The organism is Streptomyces sp. NPDC002730 (assembly GCF_042888805.1).
Classification (GTDB): Bacteria; Actinomycetota; Actinomycetes; order Streptomycetales; family Streptomycetaceae; genus Streptomyces.
In genome coordinates this window covers 351313-375037 of sequence record NZ_JBIAQG010000008.1, presented here as the reverse complement: position 1 = coordinate 375037, position 23725 = coordinate 351313, and the positions used below count along the sequence as shown (strand labels likewise).

21 protein-coding genes and 4 pseudogenes are annotated in these 23725 nt (G+C 66.5%); 11 read left to right on the top strand and 14 right to left on the bottom strand.

From position 1 onward, the window contains the following. Window positions 1-328: 328 nt before the first annotated feature. Window positions 329-2704 carry a transglycosylase domain-containing protein gene (locus tag ACFYXH_RS22420; protein ID WP_389565626.1) on the top strand — a complete coding sequence of 792 codons (2376 nt, stop codon included), beginning with the start codon at window positions 329-331 and terminating at the stop codon, window positions 2702-2704. 436 nt (window positions 2705-3140) lie between these two features. Here the strand turns inward: ACFYXH_RS22420 and ACFYXH_RS22415 are convergent, their stop codons facing one another. Further along, window positions 3141-3740 carry a hypothetical protein gene (locus tag ACFYXH_RS22415; protein WP_389565623.1) on the bottom strand — a complete coding sequence of 200 codons (600 nt, stop codon included), beginning with the start codon at window positions 3738-3740 and terminating at the stop codon, window positions 3141-3143. 180 nt (window positions 3741-3920) lie between these two features. Beyond that, a complete protein-coding gene (locus ACFYXH_RS22410) occupies window positions 3921-4094 on the bottom strand; it encodes a hypothetical protein (protein WP_389565621.1) in 174 nt (57 codons plus the stop codon). 220 nt (window positions 4095-4314) lie between these two features. Here ACFYXH_RS22410 and ACFYXH_RS22405 point away from each other — a divergent pair, with 220 nt between their 5' ends. The 3 genes and pseudogenes from ACFYXH_RS22405 (at window position 4315) to ACFYXH_RS22395 (ending at window position 6135) form a co-directional block, all read left to right on the top strand. Then, entirely contained in the window at window positions 4315-4680 is a 366-nt protein-coding gene (locus ACFYXH_RS22405) for a hypothetical protein (protein WP_389565619.1), read from the top strand. Window positions 4681-4770: 90 nt separating this feature from the next. Beyond that, window positions 4771-5203, top strand: a pseudogene (locus ACFYXH_RS22400) (transposase); the annotation flags it as partial. A 188-nt stretch (window positions 5204-5391) separates the two neighbouring features. Beyond that, window positions 5392-6135, top strand: a complete 744-nt coding sequence (locus ACFYXH_RS22395; protein WP_389565616.1) for a GNAT family N-acetyltransferase — start codon at window positions 5392-5394, stop codon at window positions 6133-6135. A gap of 10 nt (window positions 6136-6145) precedes the next feature. On the opposite strand, the pseudogene ACFYXH_RS22390 reads toward ACFYXH_RS22395, so the two are convergent. Beyond that, window positions 6146-6322, bottom strand: a pseudogene (locus ACFYXH_RS22390) (ATP-binding protein); the annotation flags it as partial. Between the two features lie 555 nt (window positions 6323-6877). On the opposite strand from ACFYXH_RS22390, the gene ACFYXH_RS22385 reads away from it, so the two are divergent. After that, window positions 6878-8197: a DUF4419 domain-containing protein gene (locus tag ACFYXH_RS22385; RefSeq protein WP_389565614.1), complete on the top strand. Its 1320-nt coding sequence runs from the start codon at window positions 6878-6880 to the stop codon at window positions 8195-8197. Here the strand turns inward: ACFYXH_RS22385 and ACFYXH_RS22380 are convergent. The 3 genes from ACFYXH_RS22380 to ACFYXH_RS22370 all read right to left on the bottom strand — a co-directional run bounded on the left by ACFYXH_RS22380 (window position 8194) and on the right by ACFYXH_RS22370 (window position 10488). Next, window positions 8194-8307, bottom strand: coding sequence for a hypothetical protein (locus tag ACFYXH_RS22380; RefSeq protein ID WP_389565819.1), 114 nt, complete (start codon window positions 8305-8307; stop codon window positions 8194-8196). The genes ACFYXH_RS22385 and ACFYXH_RS22380 overlap by 4 nt on opposite strands. Further along, on the bottom strand, window positions 8255-8788 hold the full coding sequence (locus ACFYXH_RS22375; protein WP_389565835.1) for a suppressor of fused domain protein: 534 nt from the start codon (window positions 8786-8788) through the stop codon (window positions 8255-8257). Before ACFYXH_RS22375 ends, ACFYXH_RS22380 begins: the two co-directional genes overlap by 53 nt. 449 nt (window positions 8789-9237) lie before the next feature. Beyond that, window positions 9238-10488: a WD40 repeat domain-containing protein gene (locus ACFYXH_RS22370; RefSeq protein WP_389565612.1), complete on the bottom strand. Its 1251-nt coding sequence runs from the start codon at window positions 10486-10488 to the stop codon at window positions 9238-9240. Window positions 10489-11753: 1265 nt separating this feature from the next. Between ACFYXH_RS22370 and ACFYXH_RS22365 the strand changes: the two genes are divergently transcribed. Both ACFYXH_RS22365 and ACFYXH_RS22360 read left to right on the top strand, forming a co-directional pair. Continuing rightward, window positions 11754-12263 carry a DUF6233 domain-containing protein gene (locus ACFYXH_RS22365; RefSeq protein ID WP_389565609.1) on the top strand — a complete coding sequence of 170 codons (510 nt, stop codon included), beginning with the start codon at window positions 11754-11756 and terminating at the stop codon, window positions 12261-12263. Between the two features lie 118 nt (window positions 12264-12381). Beyond that, window positions 12382-12558, top strand: a complete 177-nt coding sequence (locus tag ACFYXH_RS22360; RefSeq protein WP_389565606.1) for a hypothetical protein — start codon at window positions 12382-12384, stop codon at window positions 12556-12558. A 259-nt stretch (window positions 12559-12817) separates the two neighbouring features. Here ACFYXH_RS22360 and ACFYXH_RS22355 read toward each other — a convergent pair whose 3' ends face one another. The 4 genes from ACFYXH_RS22355 to ACFYXH_RS22340 are packed head-to-tail and all read right to left on the bottom strand — an operon-like array spanning window position 12818 to window position 14933. Then, window positions 12818-13168 (bottom strand): LPXTG cell wall anchor domain-containing protein, encoded by a 351-nt coding sequence (locus ACFYXH_RS22355; RefSeq protein ID WP_389565603.1) that lies wholly within the window; start codon window positions 13166-13168, stop codon window positions 12818-12820. After that, a complete protein-coding gene (locus ACFYXH_RS22350) occupies window positions 13165-13416 on the bottom strand; it encodes a hypothetical protein (protein WP_389565600.1) in 252 nt (83 codons plus the stop codon). Before ACFYXH_RS22350 ends, ACFYXH_RS22355 begins: the two co-directional genes overlap by 4 nt. A gap of 22 nt (window positions 13417-13438) precedes the next feature. Continuing rightward, complete coding sequence (locus ACFYXH_RS22345) at window positions 13439-14287, bottom strand: hypothetical protein (RefSeq protein ID WP_389565598.1); 849 nt, start codon at window positions 14285-14287, stop codon at window positions 13439-13441. After that, window positions 14223-14933, bottom strand: coding sequence for a hypothetical protein (locus ACFYXH_RS22340; protein WP_389565595.1), 711 nt, complete (start codon window positions 14931-14933; stop codon window positions 14223-14225). The genes ACFYXH_RS22345 and ACFYXH_RS22340 overlap by 65 nt, the downstream gene beginning before the upstream one ends. Before the next feature lie 237 nt (window positions 14934-15170). On the opposite strand from ACFYXH_RS22340, the gene ACFYXH_RS22335 reads away from it, so the two are divergent. Further along, entirely contained in the window at window positions 15171-15875 is a 705-nt protein-coding gene (locus tag ACFYXH_RS22335; protein ID WP_389565592.1) for a DUF6333 family protein, read from the top strand. 251 nt (window positions 15876-16126) lie between these two features. Here ACFYXH_RS22335 and ACFYXH_RS22330 read toward each other — a convergent pair whose 3' ends face one another. Continuing rightward, entirely contained in the window at window positions 16127-16315 is a 189-nt protein-coding gene (locus tag ACFYXH_RS22330) for a hypothetical protein (RefSeq protein WP_389565589.1), read from the bottom strand. Window positions 16316-16651: 336 nt separating this feature from the next. Here ACFYXH_RS22330 and ACFYXH_RS22325 point away from each other — a divergent pair, with 336 nt between their 5' ends. Further along, window positions 16652-17986 (top strand): esterase/lipase family protein, encoded by a 1335-nt coding sequence (locus ACFYXH_RS22325; RefSeq protein ID WP_389565587.1) that lies wholly within the window; start codon window positions 16652-16654, stop codon window positions 17984-17986. An 886-nt stretch (window positions 17987-18872) separates the two neighbouring features. Here ACFYXH_RS22325 and ACFYXH_RS22320 read toward each other — a convergent pair. Further along, window positions 18873-19484, bottom strand: a complete 612-nt coding sequence (locus ACFYXH_RS22320; protein ID WP_389565584.1) for a dihydrofolate reductase family protein — start codon at window positions 19482-19484, stop codon at window positions 18873-18875. Window positions 19485-19819: 335 nt separating this feature from the next. Between ACFYXH_RS22320 and ACFYXH_RS22315 the strand changes: the two are divergent. Next, window positions 19820-20047: pseudogene (locus ACFYXH_RS22315) on the top strand (response regulator transcription factor); the annotation flags it as partial. A 532-nt stretch (window positions 20048-20579) separates the two neighbouring features. Here the strand turns inward: ACFYXH_RS22315 and ACFYXH_RS22310 are convergent. Together ACFYXH_RS22310 and ACFYXH_RS22305 are read right to left on the bottom strand one after the other, a co-directional pair. Further along, a pseudogene (locus tag ACFYXH_RS22310) lies at window positions 20580-20712 on the bottom strand (NAD-dependent epimerase); the annotation flags it as partial. 139 nt (window positions 20713-20851) lie between these two features. After that, on the bottom strand, window positions 20852-21931 hold the full coding sequence (locus tag ACFYXH_RS22305; protein WP_389565816.1) for a PP2C family protein-serine/threonine phosphatase: 1080 nt from the start codon (window positions 21929-21931) through the stop codon (window positions 20852-20854). An 837-nt stretch (window positions 21932-22768) separates the two neighbouring features. Here ACFYXH_RS22305 and ACFYXH_RS22300 point away from each other — a divergent pair. Then, a complete protein-coding gene (locus ACFYXH_RS22300) occupies window positions 22769-23674 on the top strand; it encodes a LysR family transcriptional regulator (protein ID WP_389565813.1) in 906 nt (301 codons plus the stop codon). The last annotated feature ends 51 nt before the right edge of the window (window positions 23675-23725 follow it).

Genomic DNA, 23725 nt, shown 5'->3' with positions numbered 1-23725 from the left:
GCCACCTACCACCAGCAGAACACAGAACACCAGGTCACAGTCACACCCTAGAGTCTCCATCGAACCCGGATCGGATCAGTGTCCACTCTGCACCGTTTTGACGTGTTCGCGTCACTGTTTGATCCTGACATTGCCGGCGCCAACTGCCAGAGGCCCGCCCGTCGACGAGCAAGCCCCGCGCATCGATACAAGATCCAGACCCCTTGGCCAGCGGTTACGCTGTGCCGCGTCAATCTTCGATGTCCTGGCGCCCAACAGCATTGCAGTAACTGACCGTTGCGCGACGGCCGCCTCCGGACGTCCTGCCTGCCCGAGGAGTTGTCGTTCGATGAGCGAGCACCGTCCCAAGCCACCGCATTCCCAGGGCGACGAGCCTTCCGCGGCAAGCAGTGCCGCCGAGCAGTCCAACCGCTCAGCCCCTTCCCGGGACACCACCCCGCAGACTCCTTCCGATTCGCACGAGGGCCGGCATCCGAACGGCGAAGACGCCGAGGACGGTCGTACCACCCAGCGTGGCGGTCACGGCCTGCACGAGGAGGCGAACACCGGCGACGACGGAAGTGATGGTGGCCGGGGAGGCGACGGAGGCAAGGGCTCGGGCAACGGCCGCGACGGAGACCCTGGCAGAGCCCGTCGCATCGACTATCCGCGTCACAACAAGTACGGATGGCGGCGCGGGGTGCCGTCGTGGAAGCTGGTCACCGGCCTCTGTCTGGGCTTCATCGGCAGCCTGATGGCGGCTGCCACCATTGCCTACGCGATGGTGGAGGTCCCGGACCCGATCAAAACGGCCGAGGCGCAGAACAACGTCTACTACTGGGCGGACGGCACGCAGATGGCCGCCACCGGTGGCGAGATCAACCGGCAGATTATCCCGATCTCGCAGATCCCCGAGGACATGCAGAACGCGGTGATCTCGGCAGAGAACAAGACGTTCAGGACGGACTCGGGTGTCGACCCGATGGGTATCGGCCGGGCTCTGGTGAACATGGCCAAGGGTGGGCAGCCCCAGGGTGGCTCCACGATCACCCAGCAGTATGTGAAGAACGCACGGCTGGGCGACCAGTCGCAGACCTTCAGCGGCAAGTTCAAGGAGCTGATTGTCTCCGTCAAGGTAGGCGCCAATATGGGCAAGCCGGAGATCATGGCCGGCTATCTGAACACCTCGTACTACGGACGTGACGCGTACGGTCTCCAGGCGGCGGCCCGCACGTACTACGGAATCGACGCCAAGAACCTCAACACGGGGCAGTGTGCATTCCTGGCCTCGCTCCTGAAGGACACCGTGCACTTCGACCCGGCCGGGTCGGTCGACATCGATCCCGCCGCAACGCCCGAGGCCAACACCGCCCGTGTCACCGAGCGCTGGAACTGGATCCTCGACGAGATGCTCAAAGACGGTCACCTCCCTGCCGCGGAGCGGGTCAAGTACAAGAATTTCCCGATGCCGAGAAGCGCCGCCAAGAACGGGCAGCTCAGCGGGCAGATCGGCTATCTGGTAGACCTCGCCAAGTCCTACTTCCTCAGCACCAACGACAAGGGCATCGGCGCCGACGATCTCGCGCATGGCGGCTACGAGATCCACACGACCTTTGACAGGAGGAAGATCCAGAAGCTGACGGCCGCGGTCAACCGCATCAAAGATGTGAGAATCGATCCGAAGAAGCGTCCTGACACGGACACGCACGTCCAGTTCGGTGGTGCCTCGGTCAATCCGGAAACCGGAGAGATTGTCGCCATCTACGGCGGCGAGGACTCGACCAAGCACTTCACCAACGGCGCCGATGAGACCGGCGCCCAGGTGGGGTCGGCCTTCAAGCCGTTCGTCCTGGCCGCGGCCGTGCGGGACGGCGTGCGCGACCCCAAGCTCGGGCCGGAGCAGGACAAGACCGAGCGCAAGATCGTCGACCCGGACAAGAGCCGGTACAGCGGCGAGAACAAGCTGAAGATCAAAAACTACGACGGCTCCGTCTGGCAGAACGAGAAGGGAGAGGAGTGGCTGCAGAGCAACGACGGCGGCGAGTCGTTCAAGGACATCACCTTGCGTGAAGCCATGGTCCACTCCGCCAACTCGCCCTTCGTGCAGCTGGGCATGGACATCGGCATCCCGGAGGTCAGGCAGTCGGCCATCGACGCCGGTCTGCTGGAATCCAGCCTGAACAAGTCGAACGTTCCGTCCTTCTCGATCGGTATTTCTTCCCCCAGCGCCATCCGCATGGCCGCCGCCTATGGGACGTTCGCGGCGAACGGCAAGCAGCGTGACCCGTTCTCCGTCAGGGAGGTCACGTACGCGGGCCGGAAGGTCTTCGCGCACGAGGACAAGCCCGAGCAGGCCTTCTCCAGCGCCGTCGCGAGCAATGTGACCGATGTGCTCCGCTCGGTTGTGGACGAGCCGGAGGGCACCGGCAAGAACGTCCGGCTCCCCGGCCGGCAGGTCGCCGGAAAGACCGGTACGACCGACGGCAACAAGTCGGCCTGGTTCGTCGGCTACACGCCCCAGCTGTCGACCGCCATCGACATGTACCGGCTCGACGACAACGAGAAGAGCAAGAAGCACGAATTCCTGGAGATGTACGGCACCGGTGGCCAGGACAAGATCCACGGTGCGTCGTTCCCGTCCGAGATCTGGCAGACCTACATGTCGGAAGCGCTCAAGGGCCAGCCCGTGATGAACTTCCCGGCCCCCGAGCCGATCAGGCCCTGAGACCATCTGGGAGGCTTAACGCTACCGGCCCTCCCTATGCCGTTCGGGGCCCAACCGACAGCAGATTCAGCGCCCTCGGTGGGGCGGGTGCTGTTTCGCATTCCGTGATCTTCAGGCAGGGGAATTACGCGACCGTCCACAGTACGTGCCCGAGCTGGTGAGGTCTTGTCGGCCGGCGGGTGCGAGGTGCGCCAGACACAACGGCTGCCCCTTGACTTGTGTACCTCGGCAGCCGATTGCCTCCGCGCACGTCCCCTCACCACAGCAAGGCGTCGTTTCATTTGATGAGTCGACGGTAGCCGGTGAGTGCTGCGGCTTCACCTCCGTGGGCGGCACCACCCGACGGAACAGCACCCACAACTCGTCCGGCAACAGCCGCTCAACCAGATCAGCCATGAACGGTTCAACGGCCGCCAACCCCAAAAGAAACGACGTCCTACTCCCACCCGACCAGGTACCCCCGGTGCCGTACGCATCCCCCGTCGGCGACCAGCGTCGGCTTCCCCGAGTACCAGTCGGGACGCAGCGACAACTCGATGCCGTGGTCATCCTTCGCCCGCACCCCCGGCAGGCCGGCTCCCGGCTTGCCCCGTCCGGGGGCGGGGACGTCCTCCACCGTCAGGCCCTGCGCGGACCATTCCTCGCGGAGCGTGTCGACCGCTGCCTCGTATGCGGCGCGGCTCGCGAAGTCGGGCGCCCAAGTGACGGACGGCTGGTCACGGATGACGCCCTCGGAGTCGAGGCCGAGGTCGTCCTTGCAGGAGGCGTTGGCCATCTCCTGCTGGTCCACCAGCGACGCGGGGTCCATCCCCAGCCGCCGCACCGCGTCCTCACCCGCCTCCTGCGTGAGCCTCAGGTGCTCGCGGAACGCCGCTTCCGACATCACCCGGCCGCCCGCCACCCACGCGCAGCCCTGAGCGAGTGCCGCGACGAGCAGCACCGTCGCCGCACCGCCCACGATCAGTGCCCCTGTGCGGCGTCGGCGGAGCGGCGCGGGGTCCGGGGAGTGCGTGGCGGGAGAGGAGGTCGACGTCATGGGCCCATCCCAGCAGGCGGATGGCGCCGGGCAGCACCGCTCCCGTACTCAGACGCCGGTGAGTACACGGCGCGCTCGCGCCGGTCTGCCACGACCTGACGGCGTGAGCGGAACGCTGCGTCACATCCACCACCGGGAAGCAACAAGCGGGCGTTCGCCGGTCACGGTGCGCCGAGCACCTCACGCGGGCTGTCCGGAAGCCTCGGCCGGGCTGTCATGGCCGGGCCCAGTCCAAGCCGCCCTCCGCATCCGCATCCGCATCCGCATCCGCATCCCGGTGAGGCTGCGCACGACGAGGACCGCCAGCACGCCGACGGCGATGTCGAGGACGTCGGCGACCATCAACAGTCCCACTGCATCCCTGCAGCCCAGGAGGAATGCCCATCTCGCAGACCACGCATACCTCGTGAGGCTGCACACCTGGCGCGGGAGGAGGCGGAGCCAGAAATCGTGGGCGGCACTCATTATTCGGTCACGATGAGCTCAGTCCGATAACTGACTACGTTCATGTATGGAGGAACGGTATGAATTGTGGAGTTCACGCAGAGAGAACGATGAATCTGGAGGTCCCACCATGGTCCGTCTCCGTTCGGCCTCGCTGGCCCTGCTGACCGCTGCCGCATGCGTCGCGCTCCCCGGGTCATCGGCCTCGGCCTCCCCCGGCGACACCGCGACCATGTGCTCGAGCTCCTTGACGCCGTCCGGCTGGGTCGATGTGCAGTGGTGGAACAGCTGGGCGTGCGGCATCACGTTCAACCCCAATATGAAGAAAATCCAGCAGGTCTCCGGCATGCCCATCGGTTCCACCGTGAACGCCTGCTCCTCCACACTGCCCCCGGCGGGCTGGGTGCAGGTGAACCGCTTCTACAGCGGCGCCTGCCAGTACTCAGCAGTGCCCAGCCACGACCCCAACACCTGGACGATCAAACGGGTTTCCTGAGGCCGAAAGTCTCCCTCGAGAGGGAGAACGCCGGGTACACCGGTGACTTGGGCGTCGTTTCTATTGGGGCTGGCGGCCGTTGACCAGTTCATGGCTGATCTGGTTGAGCGGTTGGTGCCGGACGAGTTGTGGGTGCTGTTCCGGGGGGGGGAGTGCCGCCCACGGAGGTGAAGCGTCCCCAAGGCGGAGGCCGGCGGCGGGCGGGTGACCGCGAGGCCCTGGCCGCGATCATCCTCGTGGCCACCTCGGGCTGCACGTGGCGGCAGCTCCCGCCGGTGTTCGGCCCGAGCTGGCAGACGGTCTACCGGCACTTTGCCCGGTGGAGCCGGCAGCGTGTCTGGGCCCGGTTCCACCGCGTCATCCTCGACGAACTCGGTGCCCGCGGTGAGCGGGACTGGTCGCGGTGCGCGATCGACTCCGTCAACCTCCGGGCCGCAACAGGGGGCCACTGACAGGACCGAATCCGACCGACCGCAGCAAGTTTGGATCGAAGACTCACCTGATCACGGACCGGAACTGGCTGTGACGTTGTTCAGCGGCCCCAGCATGTTGGCTTCGAGCGGCCCCAGTTGGTGGGGACTTCGAGGCTTGCGGACGTCCTGAAGTGGCCCCGGGGAATGGCTTGCGTTGGGACCACCTGAGGCGTCTTGTCACTGTGGCGGCCAGCGGAATCCCTCGGCGTCTGTGATCTCGGGGTGGCAGGATCGGCTGATGGCTGTTGATCCGTTGCTGAAGCAGGCCCAAGGCGTATGGGAAACGCTGGCTGCTGTGCCGGTGTCGTTTCCCCCGGCGGGGGGCTTGAACGTGGTCACGTCGCCCGCCTCGCAGATGGCTCCGCCGTCGTGGGCCGGGATTGTGGTGCTGGGTAACTCGGCGATCATCACGGCACCGACCGACAGAGCTGCGAAGGTTCTGCATCGGACCCTGGTCAGGATGCCGACCAGCTCACTCACGTCTCCAGAAGCGGTTCGGGCCGTATTGCCCGTGAATGAGGTGCTGGGTCCGGCGGTCTTGGGATACGTGTCACGTGACGGCTTCCGCCCGGTGCCGGCTGACCGTTCCGTTGAACGGCTTGCCCCCGGACATCAGGATCTGATGACGTTGGTGAAGTCGGTGCCGCCAGAGGACGCCGGTGAGAGCGGGATGGACGAGATCGCCTCCACTGCGTTCGTGGTGCGCAAAGGCGCGGACGTGGTGGCCGCGGCGGGGTTTCAAGCCTGGCCCGCGGCAACCGCCCATCTGTGCGTGCTCACCGCACCAGGGGAAAGAGGCCGCGGGTTGGCGCGGCAGGTCGCTTCTGCGGCGGTGGCGCAGGCACTCGCCGACGGTCTGCTCCCGCAATGGCGTGCCCGCCCGATGGCCTCCCGTAACGTCGCACGGGCGCTGGGGTTTCGCGAGCTGGGAGGCCGGCTCAGCCTCCGCTTGAACCAGGCGGAGCTTCGCCTGGAAGACTGACCAGAGCGTGTCACCCTGCGGCTGTGTTCTTCTGGGCTTTGGAGCGAGCCAGGCGATATGACTCAGTGCCGGTCTCGATGATGGAGGCGTTGAAGGTGAGCCGGTCCACGATCGCTGCGCAGAGCCGCGGATCGGTGAAGGTCCTGCTCCAGCCGGTGAATGCCTCGTTGGTCGACGCGTGGAGTGAGGCTGATCCCGGTGGCGAACGGATCGTCCGGCAGGGGCAGCAGATGGCCGGCCTCGCGGGCGAATTCCTGCGCGATGGTCCGCATCCTCGGCCCGATCCGCCGCTCGTTCTCCTTCGACTCGAACTCGGCTAACCGGCCGTTGAGTTCGTCCAGGCTGTCCACCTGTGGCACCGGAGTGAGGTAGTTGCGGCGGAAGTAGCCGACCTGACCTTCGACTCCACCCTTCTCGTGGGCGCCGCGCAGGCCCCGCTCGCAGTAGAACGGAGTGAATCCGAACCTCCGCGGGTTCAGGAAAACTGAAGGGTCAGTAGAGCGAACCCACAAGGCTCGCTCCGCTCTGCTGCAAGACAGGGACGGGTTCCGTGAGCTGACGGACGTGATCTCGTCTGCGCTTCGCCGTGTCTCACAATTGATCTTGTGGTGGGGAGTGAGGAAAGCTGACAGACGCGGCTTGCCTCTTGGGTGCTGGGCTCGTCGTCCGAGCAGTGGGACAGAACCCAAGATCTCATCGGTCTCCTAGGATCGGAGCCGATCACTGTTTCTGGGGGATACGGATGGATTTCGAGGTAGTCCTGCCGCTCGGCGAAGACGCCGACGCCGCTCGGCTCGCTTCCGAGCTCACCGAACTCGGCAACGAGCGCTTCCTGCGGGCGGTACTCCGCGACCAGGCGCGCGTCCACCACCGCAGCACCGACCGCCTCGTCGGCTGGTCCACCGACGCTCCGGAGATCACCGAGCCCACCTCCAGCCTCCTGCTGCGCGCCATCCACCTGTGCTTCACGGCCCACCTGCCATTGAGCCTCTCACCCGACCTGCTCTGGTACGCCGTCGTGCACGAGGTAGCCGTCCACGTCCGCCTGAACTCCGGCATATACGCGGGACTCTTCACCGAAACGCCCGGGCACCGGCAGACCATCGCCGTCCGCGACGACCTGGCCCCGCTGGACTGGGAGCGCTCGATCAACCTGGTCCAACAGCCCCTGCGCGCCCGTATCGGCGAAGAGGTGGCCGACCTGTTCCAGCCCGCCTTCTCGACCACCACCCCCACCGACGCCACAGCCGCGCTGGTTGCGCTGATGGACGTGGTCAGCCCGTACTACCGCTTCCGATGGATCTCGCTCTGCGGCATTCCCCGGATCCGGCTGGAGGGCACGGACCGGGACTGGCGCCTGCTGGCGGCCCGGGTGCGGGAGCTGGAAGGGTGGTTCGAAGGCCTACGGCCGTGGTTCGCAGCACTGCACCCGGTGCTGGACGCGATCAGCGCGACGGCCTCGGGGTGGGGTATCGACCAGGAGTTTTGGCGTTCGCTCTACAAGTGGGAGTCGGCGTCCGGCGGCGATCGGGTCACGGGCTGGATCACCGCTTTCTTCGCCCACCGATACACCGACGACGGACCGTCCCCCAAGCAGTTGTTCGGCCCGGGAACAACCGACGAGGGCGACTTCCCCTCGCACGTCTCCCGCGTCCCGTTCCGCTGGGAGACGCCCACCGGCACATTCGAGATGGCTTTCCTCGGCGGAGTGCTCGGCATAGAACGCGACGGTGAATGGATCCGGCCGCGCATCGGCCACGCCGTGGCGGAACCGCTCCCCGCCACCGAGCCCCGCGACGAGCGCCTGCCCGAGCCCTGGACCCTGGCCGACATCCTGCACGTCACCGGCTGCCCACAGGCCCAGCTGCTCACTACCCTCGGCAAAGTGACCCTGCACGGCGAGCACCTCCAAGCCGCCTACGCGATCAATCTGAAGGGGCTCTGCGCGGTGCAGGACGACGACGGCGACTGGTATCTCGGCGACCTTGTCTCCGATGCCGGGGACATCCAGTGCTGGGGCAACTACGGCCCTGACCTCGGCAACGCGCTGCGGGCGCTCTAGACGACTGAGGCCCGGAAGGGGTCAGTGGGGTCGATCTCGGCCTCGTCGAAGAGTCGCTCAAGTGCTTCGTGGCCGTTTTGACGGCGGAACGCGATCTCGGCGGAGGTCACAGGAAGGGTCCACAACAAGCGGGCATGGCCATCGGGCAGCGGGCAGCGGGCAGTGCTCAAGGTCGGGACCGTGCAGGTAGGGCAGGCTGACCAGTAGGTGATCGCAAGTGGAGTTCGGTACCCAAGGTTCCCCAAGCGGCATGCTGTGCTCAAGATCTAGCTGGTGCCCGCGGTGGTAGTGGGCGACCATGGCTGTCCAGTCGATGAATTGCTGGTCGCGGACCTGAGCGGTCATCACGAATTCGAGACCGTGCCCAGCCTTCTGGGTCACGGGCCAGCAGCCGGCCGTCACATAGGCCCAGCATCCAGCGCGCGGCCCCGGTCCAACGACCAGGATCCGTAGGTCCGGCACGGCTTCACGTCGGCCGGGACCCAGGTCGTGGTTGATCGCTTCGACCGTGTGACCGGCAAAGAACGCCCGGACGTGTGCCTCGACGCCGTCGACGGCTTGCAAGCTGGTGTTCACCATGGCGGTGATCATGCCACCGTGGTCTCAACTTGAGCGTGCGGAATAGGCTCCGCGAGGCACTGGCGTCCCGCGTCCGAAAGGGGCGGTCTGCGAGCCAGTCGATGACGCCAACGCGGGCGACCTGTCTCAGAGTTGTGTGCTTCGTCGCGTACTCGGTCAGGAACGGCAGGATTGCACTGAGGTTGGTGATCATCGTCGATCGGGCCCGGGGGCGTCGACGTGGTGTGCCGTGCCGCAGGACCGTGATCCACGCGTTCAACTCCACGCGGACGCCCGGCGCGAGGATGGCAAGGTGGCGTGTCGCACCAGACCTGGAGTGAGTCCGGTCGGTCGTCGAGGAAGACCTCCAGGTCTTCGAACACCTCCAGGACGTGGTTGGCCGGCACTGCGGTGTGCGTGAGCTGGGCGACCGTCGACGCGCGGATCGCTTCGCCGGGATGGTCCGCAGTGGCAGCACACCGTCAGGGGGTATCGGTCTCCCAGACCTGGACCGTGCCGTTGGTGACGCCGATGGCGAGGGTGTCACGTCCTCTGCTGTAGGACAGGCTGGTGAAGGCTTGCGTCTGTGTTCGAGGTTGCAACACCCTTGGACGTTTGGGGTATACGGTGTCCCACAGTTGCACGTACCCGCCCGCTGTACTGGCTGCTAGGTGTCGGCTGTCTTTGAAGGCCAGCCCCGTGATGGATCCGACGTCGGCAGGGATTATGCGCTGGCTTGGGGTGAATACCACCCGCGGGGCATTGGGTCGCTCGACGTTCCACAGCTGAGTCGTCCCGTCACTGCTGCCAACAGCCAACGCGGATCCGTCCGGGTTGTAGACCACCGTTGTGACAGATTTTCCGCGATCGGACGTTGAAAGAACCTCGGGACGTTTGGGATCTATCACGTCCCATAACTGGACGGTCCCGTCGATGCTCCCCACGGCCAGGGTGGTGCCTTGCGGATTGAAGTCGATGCCGGTTACCGAGTGGAGACGGCCCGGTGCTGCCAGGACGACGGGTTCCTGGGGGCGGGAGACGTCCCACAGTTTCACGATGCCTTGGGAATTGGCAACGGCGAGGACCTTCCCGTCGTGACGGTAGGTGGTTCCGGTCACGGCGCTCTTCCTTCCGACTGGCGGCGAGAGCGTGGCGGGATGGCTCTTGCCGTGCACGTCCCACAGCAGGACTGAGCCGCTACTCGTGCTGACGGCCAAGGAATTTCCGTCGGGTGCGAACACGACGCCGGTCGCCGCTCCAGTAGCTTCAGGTGTGAAGCGCTTGTTCAACTCGACTCCGCGCTCGGCGTCCTTAACAACGACCGCGCCGTCAGAGGTAGTAGCCGCCAGCCAGTGACCGTTTGGGCTGTATGCGATGCCCAGTACAGGGCTGGATCCTACGTCGTAGGTCCGCTTAATGTTGGCCTCTGCGGTGACCGGCTCGAGCGGAGATTCCCGATGTACGTCCGCAGGGATGCGCAGTGTCCATCCAGCTGTGAACGCAGCTGCCGCGGTGAAGATTATGACGAGCGGCAGCACGAATGCAGGCGTCGGCTGGTGCAGCCGTGGCCGGTAGGAGCGTTTGCGCCGTTGAGTGGCACGGGCTCCCGTCCGGTTGGGGGTGAGTGCCAGATACTCGACGAAGGTGGCATCCGCAGAGAACTGATCGCTACAGGGATTTTGATAGAGCGCGAGGGCATCGACAAATCGTTCACGGAAATTCTTGTAGAACATGGATCTCCTCACGATCTTCAGGAGCGGTTGGCCGGATCGGCGGGAAGGTCTTGGTCGTGCGCCTCGGGTTCACCTCTCAGGCGTTCACCCGCGCCGTTGGATGTCGGCAGATTCTCCTCTGCACCTTCCTCGGCTGTCTCACCTGGCTCGGCGACGGCCGCCGAGGGTTCCCCGACACCCACGAGTGCCTCACCGGCCGGAGCACTGTCCGGTACAGGGCGGTGCTGTTCCATGGGCGGGATAGGTATCGAAGGAATCGTGACGGCCGGCGGAGTGGGCATTGCCCGTCGAGCGCCAGGGACCTGTCTCGGACCGTCCGTACGCCCGTTCAGGGCGGGTGTGCCCGCCCCGCCTTGACTCCCGCGTACCGGCTCAGTCGATTTCCGTACACCCTCCTTAGACTCGCTCGCCTCATTAGGAGCGGAGGCCTGGGTCTGCGCCAACCGGGCGATAAGCAATGGCGCCGTCATTCCCGTCACCATCGCGTTCAGGGGCGTGAAGACACCGGACGAGGCAGTGATCGCTGCCGGTGGCAGAACGCCAAGAAAGAGCCTCAGAGCAAAAGCTCCGATGAAATACTTGCGCTGTCTCCGGTTTGACCAAGGAGCGCGGAATCCGCGCGAGTCACCTGGAACCCTCATCGCAAGGTAGATCTGCAGTGCTTCAGCCGCTGCACTGCCACCAAGCCCCCACAGGGCGGCATATAACGAATTCATGTGGCGTGAGCTTAGCGCAGCAACCACCACCTGCTCGGCCGGAGTTAGCGAACTCGGTGATCCTCTAGCTGAAGAAAGGGTTCATCACAAAAAATTAGCTCTCCATTAGCATCTCGCAATGTTGTCGACAAATCAGCAAAACGCTCGAACTGACCACTTCTGGTCAGTTGAGTCGCCTACCACACCACTTTGGATCGTTCCTGGCGCGCGCTTCGCCCGCCGCCCCTGATCCTGAGGAGAATGACCTTAATCAGAGCGCGGGTTGATCGATAAGCAAGCGACTCCTTCCGCCTCAGGTGGCCTGGAGGAGGCGCGGACGACAGACTGGGAAGCCGTCCGCGGCTGCTTCTGGACGCGTCCGCCGAATTGGTCGTTGAACAGCCTCGTCGCGGCGAGACGGTGGGGGCGGGGCCCTCCTCGGGCATCGAGCTGTCGTGAACGCCACCGTGGCGAAGGGGTTGAGGGTCTGAACCCGGAGCAGACGGGGAAGCACGGGTCGGAGCAGGGACCTCCGGCTCGCCGACCGAGGCGACGTCTTGTGGTGGTGAGATGAATACAACCCCGCTTCCGCCGGTTCTGGTGGTTCTCCCCGACGGCCAGGAGCTCAACGGCCTCCTCCACGCACGGCTGCAGACGCAGCGGGCGTGGATGTACCAGGTCAGCCTGCCGACGTGGCAGGCGACGGCGGACGAATGGGTGGAGCCCGCCCAGTACATGGTCTGGGTGCCGGCCGACTATGTCCGCCTGCTGGAAGGCATCGTCTACGACGCCGTTCCGGCACAGGGGTTGGCGCCGGCCGTCGACGCGCCGACGCAGCGGCTGGAGCCGGTGCCCGCTGCCACCCCCGTCGTGGAGGCCGTGGAGGGCGCGGGAGCGTGGAGAATCGAGCGGCTCCCGCGTGAGCGTGGCCGGCCTGGATGGAACGTGGTGCACGTCCATGACTGCGAAGACGCGGACGACGGCGACATCCTCGACCTCGACCAAGCGCTGACCGTGGTCAGGCAGCCAGGCACGAGGGTGTGCACGAAGTGCGGCGCCGCCGAACTCTCCCATCCCTGATGTAGCCGCTGGTGCAGCCGAGGCCCAACTCCCGATGGGTCGAATTCTCCGGCCGTCGGCATGTCTCAACCGCGCGGTGCAGGGCACAAGGTCCTCACCTGATCGAGGGGAGAATCTCATGCTTGGCATCGCAGCAGCCGTGCTGTTTTTCATCGCGTTCCTCATCAACGCCGCGGACATCTCGACCAACGACGTCTTCACTTCCAGCAACGTCATGCTGATCGGGCTGACACTGCTGGCCCTGCACGTCGCGGGAATTGGGAGCGGCTGGTCCGGCCGGAGCCGCAGACGCTGATCCGCCCGGGCACCAAGGGACCAATACAGCATGAGGGTTCGGCGCGTCGTCTCACGAGGCGCGGCAATCCGCCCTACCGCGGCGATCTGACATCTACCCACTATGTCGCTCATGGCCAGATCGCTACGGGTAGAGATCGGCGGAGAGCACCCTTCACCGAAGGCGGCGCGCCGCGGCCCTTCCGGGCTCAGGTGGTTTCGGGCGGCAGCACTCCGCACCATCGGGTGCGGGGCCGGAGCATTTTGCGGGATCGGTCAGGCTATTCCTGTGCGGCCGTCTGGCGGCGCTTCCACCAGATCAGTCCGCCGCCCAGGGCCGCGAGCGCGGCGATGCCCGCGATCAGGCCGATGGGGGTGTCGGAGCCAGTGTCGGCGAGATCGCCGTCCGGATCCGGGTCGTTCTGGCCGCCGGTGTTGCCGCCCGTGGCCGGCGGCGTGGACGGGTCAGGCTCGGGGGTGGTCGGCTTGTCGGTCGGCTCGCCCTGCTTGGTCGGCGTCGGGTCCGGTCCCGGCGCGTCACCGCCTCCGCCGGTGTCGGTGGAGGCGGTGTTGCCGCCCAGGAGCAGCAGGTTGCTGTCGTTGTCCTTGGCGTTGTCGGTGAGGGTCTTCACCGAGGTCTGGGTCTGGGTCTGGCTCTGGCTCTGGCGGGGAAGGTGACGGTGCTCGACGGTGAACCGGGTCTTGGTGATGTTGCGCTTGGGCTGCTGTCGTTGCTGTTGATGATCTTGCGGTAGTCGGTGGGCGTCTTCGCGTCCTGGAGGCGGATCCAGTCGGCAGCCACGCGGGCGGTGTACACGCGACGCAGATCCGCGTACTGCGGGGCGGTGTTGATGGTCTTCTCGACCTCGGGGACGATCATCCGGTCGATGACCCGCTGTGCCTCATCCCTTTCGACCTCGGTCGGGTTGCAGATCCGCTCCCCCGCCGGGGTCGGTGGCGAAGTCCTGTGGGGTGGACTTCAGCTTCAGGGGGGCGTCAAGGATGTAGATGCCGCCGTCCTGCTCGAGTACCGTCGCGGTCTCCGGCTCGATCCAGTTGCGGATCCCGGTGAAGCACGGGCGGCCGTTCACCTTGGGCAGGGACGCCCAGAACCGCTTGCCGAGATCGGTCTTGGGGTCCACCGTCTTGAAGAAGTCGTGCTTCATCTGGAGATCGGCTTCGAGGAGGACCCGGCCGGCGTCCGTCTTCCCGAACTGGGCGTCCATGACCCTGTTGGGCTCGTCCGGGTTGAGGTTCACCCAGAACTTGTCCGGAGTCAGCGCCAGCCACGTCAGGAAGGCGTCCGAGATGAGCTGCGCCTTCTCCTTGCCGCCCCAGCCGGACTTCTCCTCGGGGTCTTCCTTGGCGGAGAAGCCGTAGTCCAGGCCCTTGCCCTTGACGGGCTTGCCGACGTAGCGAAGTTCGAGGGTGGTGAAGTCCACGCCGCCCGGACCCCGCGGGGAGAGCCGGTTGGGGGCGTCGGCGTTCTTCCGGTTCAGGAACTCGCCCATGCTCTTGGGATTGGGGCGGGACTCGCGGATCAGGTCGTTCGCGCCGCCGCCCGTGGTGGCGGGCCTGCCGGGGAGCTGCATGTTGGTCGACTTCGCACGCACGCCGCCGCTCGGGGCCTTCTCGACCTTGTCGGAGCGGTAGTTGTACTCCGTGACCCGGTTGGCGCCCGCGTTCTTACGCAGCTCTTCCTTCAGGTCGATCGCCGATTTTTCCTGCTTCTCGGCGTAGATGTACTTCATGGACGTATGGCGCCAGTTCTTGGCCTTGGACCACGCGCTGTCCTTGGGGATCTGCGTGCGCTCGGGCTTCCCGTTGGTCTTGATCTCCAGGATCTGCCCGGTCTTGGTGTTGTAGGCGTCGAGCTACCTGCGGTGGGTTATGCCGGTGTCCGGCCTTGAATTCCACCTCCTTCTGGCAGATCCACTCCGGGCCGGTCAGCCCGTGGTCCTTGATGACCTTCTTCTCGAACGCCTTGCCGCGCGGGTCGTTGCCGGCGTTGCGGATCAGACGGATATCGCGCCAGTGGGACCAGTCACCCCACGCGTTCGCGTTGGACTTGCGTGCCTGGAGCCACGTCCAGTAGACGCGGTCGATCGGCTTGGACTTCGGCGGCTGCTTCTCCAGGTTCTCCAGCCGGTCGATGTCGGCCTGGCTGGGCGGGCCGAGGCCGTCCCACTTCTTACCCGGATTCTCGTACTCGTACGTGTCCCACTGGGACTTGGCCCGGGAGGCGTCGAACTCCGGGAGTTCGGCGATGGCCTGGATGTCGTCGGCAAGGTCGTAATAGTCCTTGCACGGCATGCCCGGGTCCAGCGGCTTCGGCGGCCTGGGAGCCGCGCCCGCCTCGCCGGTCAGGCCGGGAACCCCGGTGAGGACAAGGCCCACTGCCGCGACGACATCCGCAGCGGAAGCCAGACGCGCCCTGACGCGTAAACGTATCGCTTTCAAACCCTTTGTCCCTGCTCGTGGCGGCCATGGGACAGGTACGGGGCGGTGTGAGTCCCCGTGACATGACACCGCCAAACCCAACCCAAGGGCTGCAACTCCTCGATGAACCAAGGACTTTGGGGATCGACACGCCGATCGTTGCCTGACGGTGTCCCGGCCTAGGCTCCCCCCCCCATGAGCCCGAACCCCCCTATCGCCTGGCGGCAGGCCACCCTCCAGATCACCCGCGTCCACCCGCCCTACCGCGCCCCCTACGACCAGCACACCATCCGCCACGCGCCGGCCCACGACCCGGTCCGCGCCCGCGCTGTCGTCGCCGAACTCTCCACCGTCGCCACCGTCGCCGAAGAACTCGAGCCCACGCTCCGTCGGGACATGGGCCACCCCCGGCACATGGTTGACCTCGACTACGTCACCGTCGGATGCTGGGGCAACATCGTCCAGATCAGCGACCCGGCCTTCGGTGAGGACGGCATCCTCTCCACCAACCTCGACGCCGTGCTTGATGCCCAGGTCAAGGCTCACCCCGAGGCCCGCATCACCGCCGTCTGTGAGATGCATTCGGCTGAGAACTACGGCAAGTACCTCGCCCATGTCCCTGGGCAGTCCCACCTCTCCGCTGACGGCTGGGACGACCAGTACGTCACCGGCAACCCCGCGCAGCTCCTGCGGGCGGTCGGCGTCAACCCCGGCGACTCCGGGGCCGAGCACCTCAACACCGACCAGGACGAGCCCTTCATCGGCGTCGAGTACCTCAACCTCCTCGCCTGCGGCCTGCACTCCATCTACGGCAAAGAGAACCTGATGGCGTCCGTCTTCAAGGTCACCCGCACCGAGGATGTCCAAGAGGCCATCGACGACGTCTGGCGCCAGGACTGAGGCCGGCAGGCGGCCCGGCCCAAGCGGTGGCCCCGTACGCGTCAGAGTGCCGGGTCGCTGTCGTTTCCGAGGGAGTGGCGATAGGGAAACTTACGCCCCTCGTAAAGATCTTTTAGGGGTTGGTTGCCGCGCCGTCTACGCGCGCAGGACGGGGCACCCACAAGCGGTACCCCCTCCCCCGCATCCCGGTGGTGGGATGGATGTGGGGGCCAGGCCGTGCAGGTTGGGGAAGCTCTGCAGGCTCCGCAGGTTCACACCCAGCCGGCGGGCTCGGCTGTCGCGATCCCGTGCGTAGGGGCGGGCTCACGCGGTGAGCACAACCGGTCGTCGGTGCGGGGCCAGATCAGGCCGACCACCAGGACCTGCTCGCCTCGTACCGGCATAGCGGGGTCGTCGGTGTCCGGCGACGGCCAGCACACGGCGACACGGCTGCCGTCCACAGGTTCCAGAACAGCGGAGCACTCAGCGCCCGTGACGCCGACTCCGGCGACGGTGCCGTGGGCGGTGGCGATGACGCCGGCGTTCGGAGTCGGCAGTCCCGGGCGAGACCGAACCGGTGTCCGCCCGGGGACTCCCGACGACACACCCGCCTGATGGCACGCTGAGTTACAAAACTGTTACACTCAGTCACCATACGGGGATGGAGCCCTGAGTACGTGCCGCGGTTGGCGGCAACTCCAATGCACTGCCCTGCCCAATCGCATGTGGGCGCGGTGCAACCGCTGTGCACGTCCATTGGCACGTCCATGAGAAGCACCCAAGCAGAGGCGGTAGTCATGGCGCAGGAAGCCAGGATCGACGTCGAGTTGACGGCGAAGCAGGATGAAGGAAAGCCCCCGGCCGAGGCGTCGGCGACGCTCGCCGGGGCGCTGGAGCCAGGCGTATGGTTCGCGAGCCCGGCGCGGACGGCACGCGCCGAGGACCGGAAGCCAAGGATCTGGGAGCTGCGGTCCGCCCGGCCGTACCGCCGCGAGGTGGCGACCGGCACGGCGGCGGTCTACTTGGCCGACGGGCACAACAGCCTGGAGCGGCCGTTCATCTTCGCGGACGGCTTCAACTACGGCCCCAGTGATCTGCCGGGCCTGTGGGAGCACTTCAACGCGCCCTACAAGAAGGGCAAGCCCGGCTTCCTCGACCAGCTGCTCGCCGCAGGCATCGACGTCGTCCTGGTGGGCTTCGATCAGCGTCACACCTACATCCAGGCGAACGCCGGTGTGGTGATCAGCGCCATCCAGCAGGCCATCGAGGAGCGGCAGGGCAACAACCCGCTGATCGTGGGCGGAGTGAGCATGGGCGGCATGATCACCCGCTATGCCCTCGCCGAGATGGAACACCACAGCATGGACCACCAGACGGAGACCTACATCTCCTGGGACACCCCCCACAACGGGGCGTGGATCCCGCTGGTGCTCCAGCAGATGGCCTACTTCTTCGAGTCCTTCCCCACCGGCAACCCCGACGCGCCCAAGCAGGCCGACCTGATCAGGAGCCCCGCAGCCCAGCAGCTGCTGTGGGCCTGGGTCGAAAATGCCAAATACTCCGGCCCGGTCGCCACCACCAGCGAACTGCGCAAGCAGTTCCTGGCGGAGCTGGAGCAGTACGGCCAGTTCCCGATGCGGCCCCGCAAGCTAGGTGTGGCCAACGGCACCGGAACCGGCACCGGCCGCGACCTGCCGCCCGGCAAGACGGTGTTCGACTGGCGGCTGCCGCTGGTCGCCGCTGCAACGGCCCGCTTCCAGCCCAACGGCGGCGAGCACCAGCCGATCGGCGAAATGAAGGCACTGGGCCAGGTGCGCCGCGGCAACACCTCCCACGTACCCGCCCTCGACGGCGCGCCCGGCGGCAGCCTCGCCTCCTTCGGCATGACCGCCGACGCGCTCAAGGCCGAGATCCCGCAGGAATACCGCAGCGGCTGCTTCGTCCCGGCGGTGAGCGCGGTAGCGCTGGACTTCGACCCGGTCACATGGAACGTGAACCCTTACGAGGACATCGAGTCGCTGCCCGCCGAGAAGAGCATGCTCGACGAGTTCAAGTGCGACACCAAGAACACCGAGCACAGCCAGGTCACCGAGACGCTGGCCGACTGGATCGTGGAGCGGCTCGCCCGCTGACGCCAACAATTTCGTGCGCTGCGGTCACTTCGGCGGCCTACCTGCCTCCGGAGTGACCGCCGTGCCTCACGCCGCGTCAGGCCGCGGCCGGGCACCCATTGATGCCCGTTGGGCCACGTCCCCAGGAACGCCCACCAGCGACTACTCGTGCCGGTCGGTGTCGTCGCCCTGGGCCTGGTCCTCTTTCGTGTCGGGCCAGCCGCCGAAGGGCCGGCGCCGAGCAGCTGCTGACCCCCTGCCTCCACACCGCATGGAGGACCCCGGCGAGCCCGGCAGCCGCCGCCCAGGGGTCGCGCGAACCGTGACGGTCACATCGCGCCGACCGAGCATCCCGAGGGCAACCCACCATCACGCCTTTTCAGCTGGGTGCGCTGTCGGGTGGCGGGGTCCCACAGCCGCACCGCGTTGTCCGCGCCGGAGTGGCCGAAGAGGGGGCGGAAACGAAGGAACGAGTCCGGCTGGGACAGTTCCAGCCTGTTGGATCCGCCGATGAGCCGTTCCTCAAGGATCGGCTCAGAGGGGAGGAATAGAGGTTCGCCTTGGGCAGGGTCCTGGGCGGTTTCGACGGAGGCCTGCGCCGCAGGGGCAGGCTCCTGGGGAACTGCGGTGGGCTCGCCATCGGCCTAGAGACCGGCACCGGATCCTACGGGCTCGCCGGCACCAGGTCCCGGACCGCAGCCGGGCAAGATGCCGCCACCGGCTGAACGAACCGGCCGCCTGGCCCGATGGGCGACGTCGTCTCCATGGCTGCCACGCTCCCGGCCCTCGACGGCGTTGAGCACCGGACATCATCGGTCGTGAGAACGAGACGTGATCGCCGGGCGAGGTGGTCAGGGCACGACCGGCGATCGCTGCAGGCCGTCGGGATCAGTTCGGCCCGGAGTGCCTACGCGTCGACCCCGTACGTCCCGTACTCCGGAAGTCCTGTCGATTCGTATACGTGAATCGCCAGTCCGCCCGATGTCGTCTCATTGCTCAGGAGCCGCAGGCCAGCTGGGGCACCGCCGTCCGGGAACAGGCGGCGCCCCCTGCCCACGACCACCGGGGCGATCACGAGGCGCAGTTCGTCGATCAGGCCGGCGGCCAGCAGGGACTGGGTCAGCCGGGCGCTGCCGTGGATCTGCAGCTCGCGGCCGGGCTGCCGCTTCAGTTCGGCGACCTGGGCGGGGATGTCGCCGGACAGGATCGTGGTCGGGTCCCACTCGGCCTTGGCCAGGCTGTGGGAGGCGACGTACTTCGGCAGGCCGTTCAAGACGCTGGCGAACGGATGTTCGGTCATCTTCGGCCAGTCCCGCGCGAAGTTCATGTAGGTACGGCGGCCGAACAGGAACGCGTCCGCCGTGCCGAGCCAGATGCCGGCCTGCCGTTCGAGCTCCTCGTCCATGTGCGGCACGAACCAGCCGCCCTGGGTGAACCCGTCACTGGTGTCCTCGTCCGGGGACCCCGGGCCCTGGCAGACGCCGTCCAGCGACAGGAACTCCTGCAGTACCAATCTCATCGCGCACCACTCTCTCTTGGGCAGGGGACGTTTCCGTCCCTCCCCCCTGGACATGGTGCCGCGCGAAAACTCAGTCCGAGCTGGCTCAGCGGAGGCAATCGGCTCGGATGATGATCGTTGATGGACAGCGATCACGAATCCGGATGCGTCAGGATCACCGATCTCCGATAGGCGCGCGCCGGGAACACTGCTGAGCTTATCTTTCGGCGTGCGGATGGCTCTGACGCGGCCGACATAGCCGACGTGTGGCTGCGTTCTTTCGCCGCTGCGCTGCCGACCGTGCACCGTGCGCACAGCGACGACGATGTGCGGGACTGGTTCTCCCAGCGACGGACGAACCGCCGCCCGATCTGGGAGCGTTGACGTCCCGGGAGGTAGAGGTGCCGAGGCTGACCGCGCGTGGCCTGTCCAATCTGGAGATCGCCGGAGAGCTGTTCATCAGCGAGGCGACCGTCAAGACGCACCTCAACCGCACCATGACCAAGCTGGACCTGGGTAGCAGGGCGCAGGCCGTGGTGGTGGCGTACGAGACAGGCCTGGTCACCCCGGGCGGCGCAGGCTGACACGCAGGCTGGGCGAGCCCGGTCTCATCCGGCCTCCGTGCCGTACACGCTCTCGTAGGCGATGCGGCCCGTCTCCGATTGGCAGGTGTGCGGGCGACAGCCCACTGGCGCGTCCCGTGATCGACCGCGATGGTCGTCCACCCGTGACCGTCCTCGTCGCTGAGGTGGATCAGAAGAGTGAGCTGGTCGTGCTCCACACGGAGCCGGTGCTCCGGGTTCGTTGCCGTGTGCATGTCATCAGACGCACCCTCAAGGCCATATGACCAAGACCATTGCTTACCCCGCACCGAGAATGTCCAGCCAAGACGCCTCCACCTCGCCCGAACTCCGCCACGCCCACACACTGATGACGAACCATCAGAACGTGCTCGGCGGTAGCTGACCGTCCCGTCCAGCAGCACGTTCAACAACAGGAAGGCAGGTGCCACGCCCACCCCCCGGGGCGTGGCACCTACCTCTCTTTTTTGAAGCTCGGCCCTGACGATGTCCAGCAGATGCCCGCGAGCAGTGGGGTAGCTTCGCCACTGCCCTGATGCGGTGAGGCCGGGACCAGCCGCATCTGCCAGGCCACTGAGGCGTACGACCCTGGCGCCCAGGAGCTCACCGAGCACCGTGGCGACCACGGTCGGCTCGGCAGCCAGATTGAACGCGCCGCGTACATCCGCGCCACTTGCTGGGGGAATCCTCGCACCGCCCACCGGACCAGCCGCTGACCATCGCGCCCCTGCCGCAGCACGCCCCTCGCAGTCATGTTCCCGTAGCGGAGCCGTGGGCGAGGCAGCGCCGTGGGGGCTCGCTTCCTGATCAGGCGGCGCGGGGAGGGCGGCGTCGGGTAACCACCAGGATGGCCATGTCGTCCTCGTGTTCGCCCTCGGTCCAGCGGCCGACGTCTTTGGTGAGCGCATCCACCAGTGCATCGGGGTCCCTGAACCGCCTGCGCATGCGCCCTGAGGAGACCGGATCATAGAAAGTCCCCCGCTTGTCCCGCGCCTCGGTGACACCGTCAGTCACCAGCAGCAGCGAGGCCCCCGGGGGCAGCCGCACCACATCGACGGGCACGGAGCCGACAGGAGTGATATCGCCCAGCCCCACCCCGAGCGGCAGCTGTGGGGTGGTCGGGTCGAGCCGTACGAACTGTCCGTCGTGAACCAGGTACGGGGGCGGATGTCCGCGGTTCACCAGGCTCAGCACCTCGCCGTCGGCGGAGACCTCGGCCAGCACAGCGGTGGTGAAGCCCTCCGTGGAGATCACCGGGCCGCTCCGGGCCGCTGCCCTGGCCAGCGCCTCGTCCATCCGCTGTCCCAACGTGACCAAGGTGGGAGCGTACTCGGCCTCCTGACGGAACGCTCCGATCGCGACCGACACGGCGGCGACGGCCGCAATACCTTTGCCCCGCACATCTCCGATGATCATCCGTACCCCGAACGGCGTCTCCTGCACCGCGAAGAGATCACCGCCGATCCGCGCCTCGGCCTGCGCCGCCGTATACCCCGCAGCCACGGCCAGCGGCCCGACCTCCCTCGGCGGGTCCGGGAGCACCGCCCGCTGGACTGCCTCCGCGACATCCCTGGCCATCGCCAGATCGCGCCCTTGCCGCACAATGAGCCGGTTGACCGCGAGAGCCAGCACGCCGATCAAGCCGACCACGGCCAGATCGACAAACAATGGCGTCGCCGGACGTCCGCGTTCGATATCCACCGCCACCGAGACCACGCACGTGACACACACGACGGCGAGGGCGGAGCGGAAGGAGAGCGTGGCGCCCGCGACGAGCGGTGCGGCGGCCAGCAGCGGGAGTCCCGTGTACGGCTGGGGCGCGAAAAGGTCCAGCAGGACGCCAGCCACGAGGGCCAGCGCCGCGAGCATCCACGGCACCTTCGCCAGCGTGGGTTGCAGGACTTTCACAGTGCATCTCCTGCTGCCGGGCCGTGCTCACGGCCCGGAAGGAACGGAGCACCCACACGGTTTGCCTTACCGCACCATGTTTGCACTTCCAATGGCTTCACATATACGCCTTGTGGGCCAGATGTGCTCGTTTACAGGCGCACTCCCACCCGTGACCAAGGGCGGTTCACCTGTACTTTTCCCGTCATCTGCCGACGATCCGACTTTACCGGGCCGGGTTTCGCGGCCAGGGCGGCGTGATCGTGAGATGACCGTGGCCACGAGGCCGCTTCAGCACATCCGTTCGACACGACCGGTGAATCGTCGGTCACGCGATACATACCGAGCGGTGATGAGCGGTCTCGCAGCGAGGTCATTCGACGGCGAACGTCACCCTCGCCCGGGCGACCCCGGAGAGCACCGCTGCCACGTGACGCGGCAGCGCCACGTTGACCTACACAGCATCGAAGCTCTCGCGGAAGAGTTCGCTCGCAGCGTGGACGTCAGCCGCCGAGCCGATGCGTGTCCCCAGGTCGCCGCCGCCGTGGTGGCCGAGCCTACGCAGGTCCCAGGTGCAGCCAGACCGCAGCTCGACCTCCGTCGGGTTCGGTTCCGCAGACCGGCCTTATCGTTTCCCGGACGTGTGCCCCCCCCGATGCCGGCCGCCCTGCTCTCCACGCGGGAGGGGCAGGCCCGCCGGCGCCGCGTCGGGCGGTGAATACCGCTGAGCAAGTCCTTCGGTACGCGGACGCCGATGCGGGGAGAGGCTGGCCACAAGTGGTTGCGAAGCCGCCTGAGTTGTCCGGGCGGGGCCGCAGGTAGTGTTACCGCGTGGAGATGCTGCACCTGCGCTATTTCGTGGCCGTCGCCGAAGAGCTCAACTTTTCACAGGCGGCGCGCAAGCTGCACATGGCACCCTCTCCCCTGAGCCAGCGGATCAAAGATCTTGAGCGCGAGCTCGACCAAGTGCTGTTCGAGCGCACCACGCACCGGGTTGAACTGACGCCCGCCGGCGCTGCATTGCTGCCGATGGCGCGCGACGTTCTCGAACGAGTCAACTCGATACCATGGCGGCTGCGCGAGGCCGTCCGGCGCCAGCGCCGCACGGTGTTCATGGGTATGCCGCCCGGGGTGCACCCCATTCTGCGCAGCCGCGTCCGTCTGCTCGAGGATGCCTGCCGGGAGATGTCCGAGGTCAAGCGCTGGCCCGGCACCACAGCGAGCCTGGTGACCGCCGTCCGTGAGGGCAGGCTGGCGCTCGCTCTGGCGCGACTGCCGGTCGCCGAACCCGCGCTCGAGATCATCGAGGTCATGAGGGAACAACTTGGCGCCGCAGTCCCGGCCGACCGGTTCCTCGGCCGGAATTCAGTCACACTGGATGATCTGGTGGATCTGTCATATGTGGCCACACCTTATGACGCCACGCCGGCATACTTCGAGGAGATCGACACCCGACTGCATTCCGCTGGAGTCAAGAAGAGAATCCGAATCAACATGGCCGACTATTCTGGCACTTCCGAATTGATCTCCAGTGGCATCGCGTTCTCGATGACGATGCTTTCCCCGGAAAGCCCTATGCACCTCTACCGGTTGGACAACGTGGTCGTCATGCCAGTCGAGGACTTCCAACCTGACCTGGTCACCGGGCTGTTGTTCCGTAAGGACCGGGCAGCCGAGGGCGCAGACCTCGAAGGCCTCATCACCAGCGCCCGGCAGATTTTCGGCGACGCGATTTCCATCTGAGCAAGCCGTCAATACCCTTCCACCATAACGACAATGGCATGACCGCTGCGG

Bases quoted from the DNA above. Each gene is read 5' to 3' on its own strand.
- ACFYXH_RS22420 (WP_389565626.1), top strand. From the start codon at position 329: ATGAGCGAGCACCGTCCCAAGCCACCGCATTCCCAGGGCGACGAGCCT.
- ACFYXH_RS22415 (WP_389565623.1), bottom strand. From the start codon at position 3,740: ATGACGTCGACCTCCTCTCCCGCCACGCACTCCCCGGACCCCGCGCCG.
- ACFYXH_RS22405 (WP_389565619.1), top strand. From the start codon at position 4,315: ATGGTCCGTCTCCGTTCGGCCTCGCTGGCCCTGCTGACCGCTGCCGCA.
- ACFYXH_RS22395 (WP_389565616.1), top strand. From the start codon at position 5,392: ATGGCTGTTGATCCGTTGCTGAAGCAGGCCCAAGGCGTATGGGAAACG.
- ACFYXH_RS22385 (WP_389565614.1), top strand. From the start codon at position 6,878: ATGGATTTCGAGGTAGTCCTGCCGCTCGGCGAAGACGCCGACGCCGCT.
- ACFYXH_RS22375 (WP_389565835.1), bottom strand. From the start codon at position 8,788: ATGATCACCGCCATGGTGAACACCAGCTTGCAAGCCGTCGACGGCGTC.
- ACFYXH_RS22370 (WP_389565612.1), bottom strand. From the start codon at position 10,488: ATGTTCTACAAGAATTTCCGTGAACGATTTGTCGATGCCCTCGCGCTC.
- ACFYXH_RS22365 (WP_389565609.1), top strand. From the start codon at position 11,754: ATGAATACAACCCCGCTTCCGCCGGTTCTGGTGGTTCTCCCCGACGGC.
- ACFYXH_RS22360 (WP_389565606.1), top strand. From the start codon at position 12,382: ATGCTTGGCATCGCAGCAGCCGTGCTGTTTTTCATCGCGTTCCTCATC.
- ACFYXH_RS22350 (WP_389565600.1), bottom strand. From the start codon at position 13,416: ATGATCGTCCCCGAGGTCGAGAAGACCATCAACACCGCCCCGCAGTAC.
- ACFYXH_RS22345 (WP_389565598.1), bottom strand. From the start codon at position 14,287: ATGAAGTACATCTACGCCGAGAAGCAGGAAAAATCGGCGATCGACCTG.
- ACFYXH_RS22335 (WP_389565592.1), top strand. From the start codon at position 15,171: ATGAGCCCGAACCCCCCTATCGCCTGGCGGCAGGCCACCCTCCAGATC.
- ACFYXH_RS22325 (WP_389565587.1), top strand. From the start codon at position 16,652: ATGGCGCAGGAAGCCAGGATCGACGTCGAGTTGACGGCGAAGCAGGAT.
- ACFYXH_RS22320 (WP_389565584.1), bottom strand. From the start codon at position 19,484: ATGAGATTGGTACTGCAGGAGTTCCTGTCGCTGGACGGCGTCTGCCAG.
- ACFYXH_RS22300 (WP_389565813.1), top strand. From the start codon at position 22,769: ATGCTGCACCTGCGCTATTTCGTGGCCGTCGCCGAAGAGCTCAACTTT.